The 14,049-nt window shown below is 42.1% G+C and carries 14 protein-coding genes; 11 read left to right on the forward strand and 3 right to left on the reverse strand.

Annotated features, from left to right (window positions below; genetic code table 11):
- Positions 1 to 9: 9 nt before the first annotated feature.
- Positions 10 to 762: a DUF3307 domain-containing protein gene (locus tag EXT43_RS12150; protein WP_062564220.1), complete on the reverse strand. Its 753-nt coding sequence runs from the start codon at positions 760 to 762 to the stop codon at positions 10 to 12.
- Complete coding sequence (locus tag EXT43_RS12155) at positions 759 to 1,373, reverse strand: hypothetical protein (RefSeq protein ID WP_062564219.1); 615 nt, start codon at positions 1,371 to 1,373, stop codon at positions 759 to 761. Before EXT43_RS12155 ends, EXT43_RS12150 begins: the two co-directional genes overlap by 4 nt.
- Before the next feature lie 155 nt (positions 1,374 to 1,528).
- Here EXT43_RS12155 and EXT43_RS12160 point away from each other — a divergent pair, with 155 nt between their 5' ends.
- The 11 genes from EXT43_RS12160 (at position 1,529) to EXT43_RS12210 (ending at position 12,074) form a co-directional block, all read left to right on the forward strand.
- Positions 1,529 to 2,023, forward strand: a complete 495-nt coding sequence (locus tag EXT43_RS12160) for an NYN domain-containing protein (protein ID WP_062564218.1) — start codon at positions 1,529 to 1,531, stop codon at positions 2,021 to 2,023.
- A 370-nt stretch (positions 2,024 to 2,393) separates the two neighbouring features.
- The gene (locus EXT43_RS12165) at positions 2,394 to 3,308 is read left to right on the forward strand and encodes a BadF/BadG/BcrA/BcrD ATPase family protein (RefSeq protein ID WP_062564217.1); all 915 of its coding nucleotides are present in this window, start codon (positions 2,394 to 2,396) and stop codon (positions 3,306 to 3,308) included.
- Positions 3,308 to 4,420, forward strand: coding sequence for an N-acetylglucosamine-6-phosphate deacetylase (gene nagA / locus EXT43_RS12170; RefSeq protein WP_130167076.1), 1,113 nt, complete (start codon positions 3,308 to 3,310; stop codon positions 4,418 to 4,420). Before EXT43_RS12165 ends, nagA begins: the two co-directional genes overlap by 1 nt.
- Positions 4,421 to 4,483: 63 nt before the next feature.
- On the forward strand, positions 4,484 to 5,614 hold the full coding sequence (locus EXT43_RS12175) for a DUF5009 domain-containing protein (RefSeq protein ID WP_054561756.1): 1,131 nt from the start codon (positions 4,484 to 4,486) through the stop codon (positions 5,612 to 5,614).
- A gap of 210 nt (positions 5,615 to 5,824) precedes the next feature.
- Positions 5,825 to 6,619: a glucosamine-6-phosphate deaminase gene (nagB, locus tag EXT43_RS12180; RefSeq protein ID WP_130167077.1), complete on the forward strand. Its 795-nt coding sequence runs from the start codon at positions 5,825 to 5,827 to the stop codon at positions 6,617 to 6,619.
- 114 nt (positions 6,620 to 6,733) lie between these two features.
- Complete coding sequence (gene nudC, locus EXT43_RS12185; RefSeq protein WP_130167078.1) at positions 6,734 to 7,651, forward strand: NAD(+) diphosphatase; 918 nt, start codon at positions 6,734 to 6,736, stop codon at positions 7,649 to 7,651.
- A 19-nt stretch (positions 7,652 to 7,670) separates the two neighbouring features.
- Positions 7,671 to 8,849, forward strand: coding sequence for a cystathionine beta-lyase (locus EXT43_RS12190; protein WP_054551570.1), 1,179 nt, complete (start codon positions 7,671 to 7,673; stop codon positions 8,847 to 8,849).
- Positions 8,850 to 8,964: 115 nt separating this feature from the next.
- Positions 8,965 to 9,783: an ABC transporter permease subunit gene (locus EXT43_RS12195; RefSeq protein ID WP_054551569.1), complete on the forward strand. Its 819-nt coding sequence runs from the start codon at positions 8,965 to 8,967 to the stop codon at positions 9,781 to 9,783.
- The gene (locus tag EXT43_RS12200) at positions 9,780 to 10,688 is read left to right on the forward strand and encodes an ABC transporter ATP-binding protein (protein WP_062564211.1); all 909 of its coding nucleotides are present in this window, start codon (positions 9,780 to 9,782) and stop codon (positions 10,686 to 10,688) included. Before EXT43_RS12195 ends, EXT43_RS12200 begins: the two co-directional genes overlap by 4 nt.
- 2 nt (positions 10,689 to 10,690) lie before the next feature.
- Positions 10,691 to 11,065 (forward strand): PH domain-containing protein, encoded by a 375-nt coding sequence (locus EXT43_RS12205; RefSeq protein WP_054561750.1) that lies wholly within the window; start codon positions 10,691 to 10,693, stop codon positions 11,063 to 11,065.
- A 220-nt stretch (positions 11,066 to 11,285) separates the two neighbouring features.
- Complete coding sequence (locus EXT43_RS12210; protein WP_062564210.1) at positions 11,286 to 12,074, forward strand: putative porin; 789 nt, start codon at positions 11,286 to 11,288, stop codon at positions 12,072 to 12,074.
- Between the two features lie 57 nt (positions 12,075 to 12,131).
- On the opposite strand, the gene EXT43_RS12215 is transcribed toward EXT43_RS12210, so the two are convergent.
- Positions 12,132 to 13,982 carry a M2 family metallopeptidase gene (locus EXT43_RS12215; RefSeq protein WP_130167079.1) on the reverse strand — a complete coding sequence of 617 codons (1,851 nt, stop codon included), beginning with the start codon at positions 13,980 to 13,982 and terminating at the stop codon, positions 12,132 to 12,134.
- Between the last annotated feature and the right edge of the window lie 67 nt (positions 13,983 to 14,049).

The following is a 14,049-nucleotide window of genomic DNA, read 5'->3' on the forward strand; positions in this document are numbered from 1 at the left end:
TCTAAGCGATTAAACGAGTTTAATGCAATATAAGGTAGCGACACCAATAAAGAGTGTCACGGTGACACTTAACAAAGTGCCCAGCATGACATATTCAGTGAGTTGTTTTTCGCTACTTTCTTTTAAATCACCAAATCGAAAGATAGACTTGGCCGCCAGCAGAAAACCCACGCCGCCGTATTCACCTAGCAAGATAAAGCTCAGCATCAACACTCGCTCGAGCAAGCCAATAAAATGCCCCGCAGCAGGAATACTGCCTTCATTGTTTATCTGAATATTGATTTTCTCCAGCATCATGCGAATAAACACAGAGCTTGGGTTGAGCACCAATAAATAAGCTGCAATAACAAATAAGGTATCGAGGGCAATCAGCTTCTGCCACGCTAAGCTATAAAACTCATTCTTATCACTAAGCCAAACGCTTAGCATTACAATCACAACAAGATGTGCCAACTGGTCGAGTAAAAACGGCACTACGCCTTTATTTGAATACGACTTTGCCAAGTCAATGACATAGTGGCTTAGCACAATCGCAACCGTTGCTAACAATACACGAGAGAACTCTTGCCAGCCGTATGTGTATTCCCACAGAGTGAGTACAGCTAAAGAGGTCACACCGTGTGTTAATACGTGCAAATAGAGCTTACTGGCACGAAAGTGACGGTTGTTTCTATCGTGTACCCAGCTCATTGGCTGCCAATAAAAGTCAGCAAGTAAGTGACCTAGCACTAACCCGGTGAGTAATAGAGCAAAACTGGTCATAACAATCCTTTGAGTGTGGTTTGGCTGTAATTTATAAAACGCTCGATAAGTTGATAATGGGCTAGGTTGAGTAACTTAGTGACATTCTCTCGGCTAGTATTAAGCTCTTTGGCAAGCTCTGCATGGCTATTGTTCTCGGCGGTTAAATAATAAAACAGGGCATTAGCCTGCTTTTGACTCATTTTTTCAAGCAGGACTTCGACAAGCGCAATATTAAGCGCAAAGCCTTCTTCAAGGGCGTTATTTTCAATATTTAACACTAAGCGTTGCTGGCCGATGTTATCTAAACCACGGCCAGATAATGTATAAGCACTGCCTGTGGCTGTTTTTATATCGGCGCGTGGGTTGTCGAGTGAGCCAATAGCCAAGCTTTGTCGCAGCTCATAATTGGCTGCCTTCATTTGCAAATACAGCAAGATGGCAGCATGACATACCAGCTCAGGCTCTGTTAGCTGTACTTGCAATGCATCGCCACGGTAAATGGTAAAGCTTGCGTTAAAGCGCTTAGCAACAAAGCGTAAGCTTTGATCAAGCTGATAAAGCATGGCGTCGTATTCTTGTTGTGGAATTTTTTGTGATTTAATTAAATCACCGCTGATCACCGCAATCATTATGATCCCTTAGGTTAAGTAACTTAATTTAGTTACATTGCGATAAGTAACCAAATTTGGTTACTTTGTTTTATGTAACCAATTTAGGTTACTTTTTCGTAAATATCAACCTAGATATGCTACAGTGAACACAAATCACTAAAAACAGAAAAGTTATGTCAGCAGTTGATAAGCCAAGAGTCGGTATTTTTGTAGATGTACAAAACATTTATTACACCTGTAGAGAAAGCTACAAGAAAAATTTTGACTACAATGCCTTTTGGGCGCAAATGAGCGAACGCTACCAAATCGATTGCGCCATAGCGTATGCAATATATCGTGGGGATGAAAAGCAATCGCAGTTTCAAAATATTTTGCGCGCAATTGGCTTTGAGGTAAAACTAAAACCTTTTATTCAGCGCAGAGATGGCAGTGCGAAAGGGGATTGGGATGTTGGCATTACCATTGACATGCTAGAACATGCTAAGCAGCTCGATAAAATGGTATTACTTTCGGGTGATGGTGATTTTGCATTATTACTTGGTCACTTAGCGAATAAGTATCAGCTACCATGTGATGTCTACGGGGCAGAGCACCTTACCGCTGATATTTTAAAGCAATCTGCTGCTGAATTTCATTGTATTGATGATTCTCTGCTACTATCAAGGTAAAAAAATATTCCTATAAAAATAAAATGTTTAACTAAAGTATTATTTCGGCTAAGCTAACATTAGCTACACTTGATGATAAATAAAGGAATAGTCACGCGCAACACACTAAATTATGCAAAAAAGCATAAATAAAGGTGTTATAGGACATTGTTGATGTGGTTTCTAATTTTCTTGTCTGTTAAATAAAGCGTTTTAATTCAATAAATTAAAAATAAATATGAAAGTTATACGAATTTTTATAAAAAATATAATGACAACGCTGTCATTTGTTGTGTAACATTAAATCAACAAAGGTTGAGATGATTTCGCATTCTGATAAGAAAAATAATGCGATTTAGACAAAAACTAAACGAAGGCTAGGGGTCGTTAAATGATGGCGAAGAGTGTGAATGAGGACCAATTGTTTATTGGTATCGATGGTGGCGGAACGAAATGTCGAGCAACTATCTACTCTGTTAAACAAGGTGTATTAGGAACTGGCCTAGGTGGTCCTGCAAATCCATTACATGGTTTGGAACGTACTCTCGAATCAATTATGGTCTCAACACAATTAGCACTTCGTGATGCGGGTTTACCGCTTGAAACCGTTCATCAGCTTTATGCCGGGTTAGGTTTAGCAGGTGTAAACCTACCAAGCTTGTACGACAAGATTATGGAATGGGAGCATCCATTTAAACAAATGTTCCTCACCACTGACTTACACACAGCCTGTATCGGCGCACACGAAGGGAGTGATGGTGCGGTGATCATCACAGGCACTGGCTCTTGTGGTTTTTCTTGTGTAAATGGTCGCACAACTAATTTTGGCGGTCATGGCTTTGCTCTAGGAGATAAAGGCAGTGGTGCATGGATGGGTCTTGAAGCAATAAAAGCGACCTTATTAGACCTTGATGGCCTAGGTGAATCAACAAATCTGACTAAAGTGATCACCGAGCATTTTGCAGCTGACAATGCGATGGCGATTGTTGAAAAAATGTCTGGTCAGCCTTCGAGTAGTTTTGCCAAATTAGCCCGCTATGTATTTGAAGCAGCCAATAACAATGACAAAGTTGCGGTTTCGATTGTTAAAGAGGGTGCTGATTACGTTAGTAAATTAGCTCAGCGTTTATTAGAGAATAACCCGCCACGTTTATCTATGATTGGTGGCTTAGCTGAGCCATTAAATAAGTGGCTTGCAGAGGATATTGCGAAACGCGTTGAATCTCCTATTCAACCACCGGAAATGGGCGCTGTGTATTTTGCTCAGCAATCTGTGCTTGAACAAAACCAAGAGGTAAGTTTGTAATGACGATTTATCATGCAAGTTCATTGTTTACCGGTGACGAATTTTTATCTGACGTATATTTTAGCGTCGACAATGGTGTGTTTAAGTTTGTTGAAGCAGATGCTAATGCCGTTGCATTAAAGGGGTTAGTGGCACCCGGTTTTATTGATGTACAAGTGAATGGCGGTGGCGGAGCGTTTTTTAACGCTGAACAAACGCCAGATTGCTTAGATAGAATAGCCAAAGCACATGGTCAGTTTGGTTCAACAGCGATTATGCCCACGCTGATTACCGACAAAGTCGAAGTCATGGCAAAAGCGGCCGATGCTACTGCACAAGCAATTGCTGAAGGTGTTCCGGGCGTAATGGGTGTGCACTTCGAAGGACCGCACCTTTCATTAGGGAAAAAAGGCACCCACAGCGAGCAATTTATTCGCCCTATTACAGAGCAAGAATTTGCAATTTATGCCCGCCAAGACTTAGGCATTAAAATGGTAACCCTAGCGCCTGAAAATGTCAGTGCTGATGATATCGCACGCTTAGTCGAGTGTGGTGTAAAAGTGTGTATTGGCCACACCAATGCGGATTTTGCGACCACCAATGCTGCACTTGCTGCAGGGGCTGATGGTTTTACCCACTTATTTAATGCCATGTCAGCATTTACATCACGAGAGCCGGGTGTTGTGGGTGCTGCGCTTTGGGATGATAACAGTTGGTGCGGTTTAATTGTTGATGGTCACCATGTTCACCCATCATCAGCAAAATTAGCAATTCGCAGCAAACAGCGCGGAAAAATTATGTTAGTCACAGATGCTATGCCACCTGTAGGGACTGACGATATGGAGTTTGATTTCTTTGATGGCCGTAAAGTTATTCGTACTGGCGATCGATTAAATTCAACGACCGGTGAATTAGCAGGCAGCGTACTTGATATGGCAAGTGCGGTGCGCAACACAGTGAACACATTGGATGTTAGCCTTGCTGAGAGCTTACGTATGGCATCACTTTATCCTGCACAATATTTAGGTTTACATAAAAAAGGTCGCTTACTGAGCGGGTTTGACGCTGACTTTGTGGTGTTAGACGCACAGCAAAATGTACAAGCCACCTTTATTGCTGGAAAAGCGCTATAACAAGCTTCCCTGGTAAAAACCCCGCCGTTGTATCGCGGGGCTTTTTCTATTTAAGGTAATACAATGACAACAACACAACCAACAAGAAAACGTTTGGCATCGCTGGATGCACTGCGCGGCATGGATATGTTTTGGATATTAGGCGGACAGTCACTATTCGCAGCGCTCTTCGTTTTAACAGGCTGGACTGGCTGGAAAGTTTTTGAAGCACACACCGTGCACAGCGTTTGGCATGGCTTCACATTTTACGATCTGATTTTCCCATTGTTTATATTCTTATCGGGTGTGGCGATGGGGCTAGCCCCCAAACGCATTGACCATTTACCGTTTGATGAGCGCAAAGTGTATTACCGCAAGGCGGGTAAACGTCTTTTACTATTGTGTTTATTAGGTATTTTGTATAACCACGGCTGGGGCACAGGGATGCCAATGGCGTTGGATGAAATTCGTTATGCCAGTGTGCTTGGCCGCATCGCTATTGCGTGGTTCTTCTGTGCAATGTTGGTTTGGCATACCAGTTTACGAACACAAATTATTACCGCAGCAGCTATTTTAGTGGGTTATTGGCTACTACTTTGTTTTGTTCCAGTGCCGGGTGGCAGTGCTGGCGACCTTTCAGCGGCAGGAAGTTGGAATGCATGGTTTGATGCGCACTTACTACCGGGTATTAGTTATCAAAACCGTGTGGTAGACCCTGAAGGTGTGTTGTCGAATATCCCAGCAATAGTTAATGCATTAATGGGCGTGTTTGCAGGTCAATTAGTGGCTCGTGCTCAGCAAATTGGCGAGTGGAAAATGACCGCCTTATTATTCGCTGCAGGTGTGGTAAGTGTATGCTTAGGCTGGTTATGGGATTTACAATTCCCAGTAAATAAAGAACTTTGGACTAGCTCATTTGTGCTTGTAACCGTTGGCTGGAGTGCCATATTGCTCGCCGTATTTTATGCACTGGTGGATATTCTGCCAGGGCAACGCGCCGCGTATCCTTTTGTGATCATAGGTGCAAACTCTATTATTATTTACTTAGCGTCAAGTCTTGTGAATTGGGGCTATGTCAGCCAAAGCGTATTTGGTGGGGTGGTTCGAGCTGTGCCAGAGGCATGGCAACCCCTGATGGCGGTAATTGCATTATTAGCAGTACAAATGCTGGTATTGCATTGGATGTATCGCCGTAAGATCTTTGTTAGTGTTTAATAATTATTAGACACTAGCAAAAAGAGTAATTTTTTATTCACTTTTACTTTACAAAGATAAAACTAGAAGTGATAATGACAGCGTTGTCATAATGGTTATAGCTACTGCATCGTATCCTGGCAGTGGTTTGATCTAAAACCCAGCTCGATTGCACGTGGGGTTGGGTTTTAGGTCCCATTTTTTTCCAACTTATAATTAGAGCTAATCGATATGCAAATAGTGATTCTTGATGATGCAGCCCAAGTTGCAGCGTATGGTGCCAACATCTTTGCGAAACAATTACTAAAAAAACCAGCCTCGGTTCTTGGGCTTGCCACAGGGTCAACACCTGTTGCTTTGTATCAACAACTGATCGAAAAAAATAAAGCTGGCGATATTTCGTTTAGCCAAGCGACAACATTTAACTTAGATGAATACTTAGGTTTAACTGGCGATCATCCACAAAGTTATCGTTACTTTATGAATGAACAACTATTTAACCATGTTGATATCGATAAACAAAACACCCATGTACCGCCGGGTGATGCAGTAAACCCGCTTATTGCTTGTACTGAATATGAGCAAAAAATCACTAACGCTGGTGGTGTTGACGTACAACTACTTGGTATTGGCCGTAATGGTCACATTGGCTTTAACGAACCTTCATCTGGTTTGACATCACGCACCCGTGTTAAAACACTGACCAAAGCGACAATTGAAGACAATGCGCGATTTTTTGCTGAGGGTGAGTATCAACCGCATTTATCAATCACTATGGGTATTGGCACTATTTTAGAAGCCAAAAAAGTAGTGCTTTTAGCAACCGGTGCAAGTAAATCTGATGCCGTTCATGCCATGGTAGAAGGCCCGTTAATGGCTAAATGCCCAGCTTCAGCACTGCAACTTCATAAAGATGCGGTGATCATCATTGATAAAGCTGCAGCGAGTAAGTTAGAAGATTTAGAGTTCTATCAGCATATTGAAGCTGAGAACCAAAAACTACAAGCGCACCTAGCGACCTTGTAAAATTGTGAGAGAGAATAAAAAAGCCCAGTTTGGGCTTTTTTTATGCCTGTAATAAATTGGGTTTATCATCCGCTTATGGTAGTTTTAGCGAGTAAACTATTTTCAAGGAATGCCATGCTGAATTACTCTCAAATGCCATTGGATCGTGCATCAAATCGTCGTAAAGATCCAAAGTGGTTAAAGGCTCAAATGAACTCTCAGAGTCGCTGGTTATTGGTCAATAACAATCAAAGTTTATTTGTTAAAGACAGTCCTGAAGTGTGTTATTTACGCTTATCTCAAGTGGATCATCTCGATTTATCAAAAAGCATTTTGTTGGGTTTAGACGATGATGATGTGGCTCATTTTGCTTTAGATGTCAGCCATGTTCCAGACTCACTCATTGAGCCTATGCTCAATGGCGCTGAATTTGTAGATATTCGCAAGTTAGGCCCACAAGTTGAGCTAAAACAAGGCTCGATTGCCGCATTGGCAAGGGGCTTGTGTTTTTGGCACGCAACGCACCGTTTTTGTGGTCGTTGTGGTCATGAAAATAACATGGTTGAAGCAGGGCATTCACGTTTATGTGAGAACCAAACTTGCCAGCATCAAACTTTTCCGCGAACCGATCCTGCGGTGATTATGATAGTCACAAAAACCTTTTCAGATGGGGTTGAGCGCTGCTTGCTAGGCCGTCAAGCAAGCTGGCCTGACGGTGTTTTTTCAACTCTTGCCGGTTTTGTTGACCCAGGTGAAACACTAGAGCAGGCCGTTGCCCGCGAAGTCATGGAAGAAGCTGGTGTTGCGGTGACAGATATTCAATATATCGCTTCACAGCCTTGGCCATTTCCATCATCAATTATGTTTGGCTTTATGGCCACAGCAGTTTCAGAAGATATTCAGGTAGATAAAGACGAGTTAGACGATGCAAGATGGTTTAGCCGTGCTGAACTTAATGAATTCGGCCAATGGCATGAGCAGGGCAGTCATCTTAAACTAACCCGACAAGATTCTATTTCTCGATTTTTGGTTGAGCACTGGCGCAACCTGTAAAGCACAGCTTGGACAAATTATGACAAAGACAAATAAAAATACCCAAATCGTCTCTGCAGGGCGTAAAAAAGCGTACACACAAGGGGTTGTGAACCCTGTGGTGCAACGTGCATCAACGGTAGTATTCGATTCAGTGGCTGATTTAAAAGCAGCGGCGAAGAAACGAGGCGACAAAACTTTATTTTATGGCCGTCGCGGTACGACGACACACTTTGCTCTGCAAGAAGCAATTGCTGAACTTGAGGGCGGCGAAGGCTGTGCGCTATATCCATCAGGTGCGGCTGCAATAAGCAATGCGCTACTCTCGTTTGTGAAAACGGGCGATCATATTTTAATGGTGGATACCGCTTACGAGCCGACCCGTGATTTTTGCGACAAAATACTGGCTGGATTAGGAATTGAAACAACTTATTACCCGCCGGGAATTGGTGCAGGGATTAGTGAGCTTATTAAAGATAACACTCGCGTATTGTTTTTAGAATCACCTGGCTCAATCACCATGGAAGTGCAAGATGTGCCAGCCATGGTTGCTAAGGCAAATGAGCGTGGTGTAATGACCATGCTAGATAACACCTGGGGTAATGGCCTGCATTTTAGACCGCTTGAGCATGGCGTAGATATTAGTATTCAAGCAGCGACAAAATATATAGTTGGTCACTCTGATGTGATGATGGGGGTGGCGGTAGCCAATAAAAAGTATTGGCCAACCCTTCGCGAAAATTCATACTTACTTGGTCAATGTACCTCTGCTGATGATGCTTATTTAGCGCTACGTGGTCTGCGTACGATGGCTGTGCGTTTAAAGCAGCATGAACAAGCCGCCATCGAAGTGGCTAAATGGCTTGAAACACACCCATTGGTTGATCATATTCGCCATCCGGCTTTTGCAACGTGCCCGGGTCATGAGTTCTTTAAACGAGACTTTGATGGCAGTAACGGCTTATTTTCATTTGTAATGAAGCAGGGTAATCAACAAGCGATTGATGCGTTTTTAGACAGCCTACACCATTTTAAAATGGGCTTTTCTTGGGGTGGTTATGAGAGCTTAGTCACGGCAAACCTCAGCATGAAAGGGCTTCGCTCTGAAACAGGTTGGTCGCAAGGCCCGGTAATAAGGTTACACATTGGTCTTGAAGATGTGGCTGATTTACTAGCCGACCTTGACCAAGCGCTTGCAGTGTACGAAAGCCACCTCTAGGTTAAAAGTTTATACTTTGTTACATAAGACCCGCTTGTCGGGTCTTTTTTTTCTGGTAATTCAAGCTGTTTCAACTTAGTGTAATTCTAATAATAAAATTCATTAAGGATTATGAGTGACGCAGTTACATCCTAAACGTCTTGCACAAATTGCCCAATTTGAGCTGGTACGACTATTTCTGACCAAACGTGGTTTGTTGGCGGTTGCCGCTTTTGCCATTTGTTGGCTACTTATTTTACGCTATCCCATTGCCCAATCTGTGACCTTGATTAGCTCACCTGATTTTGCCGACTTTGCAAGGCAAGCATTTGGCGCCATTGGCATCAGTAAATTACTTGATTGGCCTGAATCTGAACTTGCCGTTTATTGGCTGATTGCTCTATTTAGTTTCCCAAGCTTTTGTTTGTTTCTATGTAGTGACCAAACAGTGGGCGACAGACAACGAGGTACGTTACGCTTTTTATCACTTAGAGCCACTCGTTCAGAAATTATCATTGGCCGCTTTTTAGGGCAGCTACTCATTTTAGCAGCATTGTTGTTTGTTACCTTGATGGCAACGGTTGCAATGCTTGGCTATCGTGAGCCAAGTTTGCTGCTTTCTGGCTTATCGCGAAGCTTTATGTTGTTATTTTATTTGCTTGTTGCGGTTATGCCATTTATTGCTTTGATGAGCTTTTTAAATACATTTGCCCGTTCATCGCGTCTTGCATTTGTATTGGCTATTTTGTTCTTTGCTGGCGGTAATATTGTGATTGGCTTACTAACATGGCAATGGCCTGCATTTGAGGTTTTAAATTACATATTTCCGGGCTATCAACTTGATTTAATGGCAGGTCAGCGTGCAGGTGTCACATTGGCTCTTGGTTTACCACTTTTACAAACGGCAGTGTTACTGGTTGCTGGTGAACGAATTTTTGCAAGGAGCTCATTATGACCGTTTTAATTCAAGCACAAGGCTTGTCAAAAAACTATGGGGCTAAACGAGCGCTCGATAACGTCAACTTTGAGATAAACAAAGGAGCGCCGGTAGCGCTAGTTGGTCCTAATGGTGCAGGTAAAACAACGTTATTCAGTTTGTTATGTGGCTATATTTTACCTAGCTCAGGAAAACTATCGGTAATGGGGTATACCCCAGGCAGTGCGGCGTTATTTGGTAAGCTAACCGCGTTACCACAAGATGCCCAGCTTGATCCTCGTTTTAGTATTGCGCATCAACTTAACTTTTATGGTCAATTACAAGGGCTCAGTGGTGCGGTTCGTAAAAAAGAAACGGCTCGTGTTTTAGAGCTGGTTGGTTTGTCAGAAGTGGCTAAGCAGCGACCGGATGACCTTTCTCATGGTATGCGTAAGCGAGTGACGATTGCACAGGCATTAATTGGTTCACCTGAAATAGTGATGCTTGATGAAGCAACTGCAGGCCTTGATCCAATTCATGCTCGTGAGGTAAGGGAGCTGGTAAGTTCTTTAAGTAACGAAGCAACATTTATTTTAAGCTCCCATGACTTAACTGAGCTTGAGCGATTATGCTCTCAGGTGTTACACCTTGATAAAGGGGTGTTAAGTGAGCATCAAGCCCGTTCTAGCACGCAGGATAATAAACACTTTATTACGCTGCAGTTAAATCAACAATATGATGATGTAGAAGCAAAGCTTGCTGGCCTTGCCCATGTACATCATGTTTATATGAGCCAAGCAAAAGAATATGTGATCGAGTTTGAAAAAACCGCTGAGCCTTTTGATATCAATCTTCTACACTTTTGTTATCAACAAGGTTGGCAGTATCGTCAACTGGTAAATGGTCACACACTCGAAAACCAAATTTTTCATAAGGAGAGCTAATTATGGGTCTATTAAGCGGATTAATGGGTAACGCAAGTGAAGTCGATAACGATGATTTAGAAGAGCTGCTTGCTAATACCTTGATTGATGGTGAAACAGTACAAAAAGCCTATAAAGTCATTCGTGATATGTTCATCTTTACCAATAAAAGATTAATTATTATTGATAAACAAGGTGTTACTGGTTCTAAAGTTGAAATGCTGAGTATTGCTTACTCAAAAATTACTAAGTTTAGTAAAGAGAGTGCTGGGCATTTTGACCTTGATGCTGAACTAAAAATTTGGGTTGGTTCAGATCCAACGCCAATCAGTAAAGACTTTAAAGCAGGAGATAACATTAATGAGGTTTATAGAATTATAAGCGAGTTTGCTTTATAAGGTACTGACAAGCTTTATTTTTTCACTAAAAGTTGGTTTAGAGGCGCAAGTTTCGGCCAACTTTTTCTTTACATTTACCGACACTTTATTACAATTAATCAAGTAAAAACAAATGCTTAGTTAAGTTTCCATTCAGTTTTCTCACGTTAGCATGTGCCCAACTTAGCCATCAGGCTAGTTTTCAACAGCAATGAAACAATGTTAATAGGGAAATCTGTTTATGAAAAAGTTAGCAGTTATTATTTCGAGTATGCTTCTGTCAACTGCCGCGACTGCTGCGGATAGTTACCAATCAATCAGCCATTTAGGATACATGGACACCGATGGCAACGACACAGTAAGTGTTGATTCAACGTATTACTTCGCGCCAAAGAAAACAATGGGTCCATACGACCAGTTTGAATACATCAACAGAACAACCAACGTATTTGGTTCGTACGCAGATGATGACTTTGGTGATGTAACTAACATCGGTGGTGAATACTTCGTACAAGATTTTGTATTTGGTGCGGGTTACAGCAACTACGATTACGGTTCAGATACTGATTTATTCAATGTGTCTGCAGGTTACTTCTTTAATCCTAACCTTCTTCTTAAAGCGACATTTATCGATGTAGAAGACGGCGATAACACTGTAATGTTTGACCTTAAGTACAATCACCAGCTTAACAGCACTGATTACTTAGGTTTCACATTCACAGCTGACGATGAGTTTGATTACCGTGCAGTAAATGCAAAATACTTCATGGATCTTCAACAAGGTAACTACCTAACAATTGAAGGTACAATCTCAGATACAGACGATAGCGGTAGCTCTTGGGAACTAGGTTCTAACTACTACTTCTCTAAAGCAACATCAGCATTTGTAACGTTTAATAAAGAAGATGACTACAGCTTTGGTGCACAGCACTTCTTTAACAAAAACGTTGGTTTAAAAGCAGGTTATGCAAACAACTGGGATGACTCAGACTACGATGCATACTTTGCAAACGTAAGCTTACAGTTTTAATCATTAATTTGATGATATAAAAAAGCCCGCATTATGCGGGCTTTTTCGTTTTTATCATTACCAACCGCACTGGCGGCCTTCATTTTGCTCATCAAGGTATTTTTGTAATGGTGCAAAGTAATCTAAGATTGCTGTTGCATCCATTTCTTCTTTACCAGTGATGGTCGCAAGAGCTTCTTGCCATGGGCGGCTTGAGCCCATTTCTAACATAGCATTTAGTTTTTCACCTGCCTCAGCAGAGTTGTATACAGAACAACGGTGAATCGCTTCTTCGTTACCGGCAATTTCACATAAACTTCTGTGGAAGTCGAATTGTAAAATGTGCGCTAAGAAATAACGTGTGTAAGGCGTGTTGCCTGGTACGTGATACTTAGCACCCGGATCGAAGTCTGCTTCGCTACGTGCGATAGGCGCTTGTACACCTTGGTATTTTTCACGTAATTCCCACCACGCTTTGTTGTAGTTCTCTGGCGTTACTTCACCTGAGAAAACTTTCCAGCGCCATTGGTCTACTAATAAACCAAATGGGATAAATGCTACTTTGTCTAATGCCATTTTCATTAACAGGCCGATATCTTTTGATTCATCAGGCACTTCATCTAATAAACCAATTTCTTTTAAATAACCTGGCGTTACAGAAAGAGCAATGGTGTCACCAATCGCTTCGTGGAAACCATCGTTCGCACTTTCTTGATAATAAATAGGCTGCGTGTTGTACGCGCGTTGATAGAAGTTATGGCCTAACTCATGGTGAATAACAGAGAATTCTTCACCTGTGCGTTGAATACACATCTTAATACGTAGGTCGTCTTTGCTATCAATATTCCAAGCTGACGCATGGCACTGTACGTCACGATCTTGTGGTTTAGTGAATAGTGAGCGCTCATAGAAGGTATCTGGCAATGGCGCAAAACCCATTGAGGTGAAGAACTTCTCAGCGCCACGTACCATTTTAAGTTCGTCGTAATCGTGCTCAGCTAATAGTTCTGTTACGTCATAACCAGGATCGGCATTTTCTGGTGCAACAACATCGTAAATGTTACCCCACGTTTGTGCCCACATATTACCTAGTAGGTGTGCAGGGATAGGTTGGTCTTGTGGTACTTTATCTTCGCCATATTTTTCACCCAGCTTGGCACGAACATGACAATGTAATGAATCATAAAGCGGTTTAACTTGGCCCCAAATACGGTCGAGTTCTTTTGCAAAATCATCGGCTGGCATGTCGTATTTACTACGCCACATAGCACCTGTATCTGCATAACCTAGCTCTTTTGCACCTTCATTGGTGAGTGCAACTTGTTGCTCATAAAGCGGGCGCATAGGTTTTGAAACTTGACGCCAACCTTGCCATAAATCAAGCAATTCATTGTAATCACGGCTCGTTGCCATTTTGGCAGTCATCTCGCCAAGGCTTAAACAGCTACCATCTTCTTTACAGTATTTACCTTTACCATAAATACCCCCTAGCTCAGCCACTAATTGTGAGAGCTTAGCTGTTTTTTCAGCATCTTGTGGTGCAGGTAAGGTGAGCGCTAGTTTAAGTTTATCGAGTTTACGACGCGCATCGTAATCTAGCTCTAAACTATCGAATTTTGCAGCTTCATTAGCAAGGCGAACAACGGCTTCGGTCATCTTGCGATTTACTTCAGCAGATAGTTCCGCAGTATCATGGGTAATGAAGTTGGCATAAATCCATTCAGCACGGCTTGCTTCTAAATAAAGCGCGCTTAATTCTTTTTCAGTAGCGGCGATAAATTTATCGGCATCTTGTGCGGTAACTTGGCTTGTTTTGACTTCAGCAGTCGTTGTTTTAGTGCTCGCAGTGTCATCATTACAGCCAGTAAGTGCTAGTGCACTTGCGACCATAAGCGCGCTGATGCTGAGCTTAAATGGAGTCTTTTTCATAACGTTCCCTAGAAGTTTATTGTTATTTATTGCCCATGCATAATAGCAGTGTCTTAGTAAACAACAA

This window comes from Pseudoalteromonas sp. CO109Y, from assembly GCF_004208935.1.
GTDB lineage: Bacteria > Pseudomonadota > Gammaproteobacteria > Enterobacterales > Alteromonadaceae > Pseudoalteromonas > Pseudoalteromonas shioyasakiensis.

Excerpts from the sequence above, each read along its gene's own strand:
- EXT43_RS12160 (WP_062564218.1), top strand. The coding sequence starts at position 1,529 with ATGTCAGCAGTTGATAAGCCAAGAGTCGGTATTTTTGTAGATGTACAA.
- nagB (WP_130167077.1), top strand. The coding sequence starts at position 5,825 with ATGCAAATAGTGATTCTTGATGATGCAGCCCAAGTTGCAGCGTATGGT.
- EXT43_RS12150 (WP_062564220.1), bottom strand. The coding sequence starts at position 762 with ATGACCAGTTTTGCTCTATTACTCACCGGGTTAGTGCTAGGTCACTTA.
- EXT43_RS12200 (WP_062564211.1), top strand. The coding sequence starts at position 9,780 with ATGACCGTTTTAATTCAAGCACAAGGCTTGTCAAAAAACTATGGGGCT.
- EXT43_RS12165 (WP_062564217.1), top strand. The coding sequence starts at position 2,394 with ATGATGGCGAAGAGTGTGAATGAGGACCAATTGTTTATTGGTATCGAT.
- EXT43_RS12190 (WP_054551570.1), top strand. The coding sequence starts at position 7,671 with ATGACAAAGACAAATAAAAATACCCAAATCGTCTCTGCAGGGCGTAAA.
- EXT43_RS12155 (WP_062564219.1), bottom strand. The coding sequence starts at position 1,373 with ATGATTGCGGTGATCAGCGGTGATTTAATTAAATCACAAAAAATTCCA.
- EXT43_RS12210 (WP_062564210.1), top strand. The coding sequence starts at position 11,286 with ATGAAAAAGTTAGCAGTTATTATTTCGAGTATGCTTCTGTCAACTGCC.
- nagA (WP_130167076.1), top strand. The coding sequence starts at position 3,308 with ATGACGATTTATCATGCAAGTTCATTGTTTACCGGTGACGAATTTTTA.
- EXT43_RS12175 (WP_054561756.1), top strand. The coding sequence starts at position 4,484 with ATGACAACAACACAACCAACAAGAAAACGTTTGGCATCGCTGGATGCA.
- EXT43_RS12215 (WP_130167079.1), bottom strand. The coding sequence starts at position 13,982 with ATGAAAAAGACTCCATTTAAGCTCAGCATCAGCGCGCTTATGGTCGCA.
- EXT43_RS12205 (WP_054561750.1), top strand. The coding sequence starts at position 10,691 with ATGGGTCTATTAAGCGGATTAATGGGTAACGCAAGTGAAGTCGATAAC.
- nudC (WP_130167078.1), top strand. The coding sequence starts at position 6,734 with ATGCTGAATTACTCTCAAATGCCATTGGATCGTGCATCAAATCGTCGT.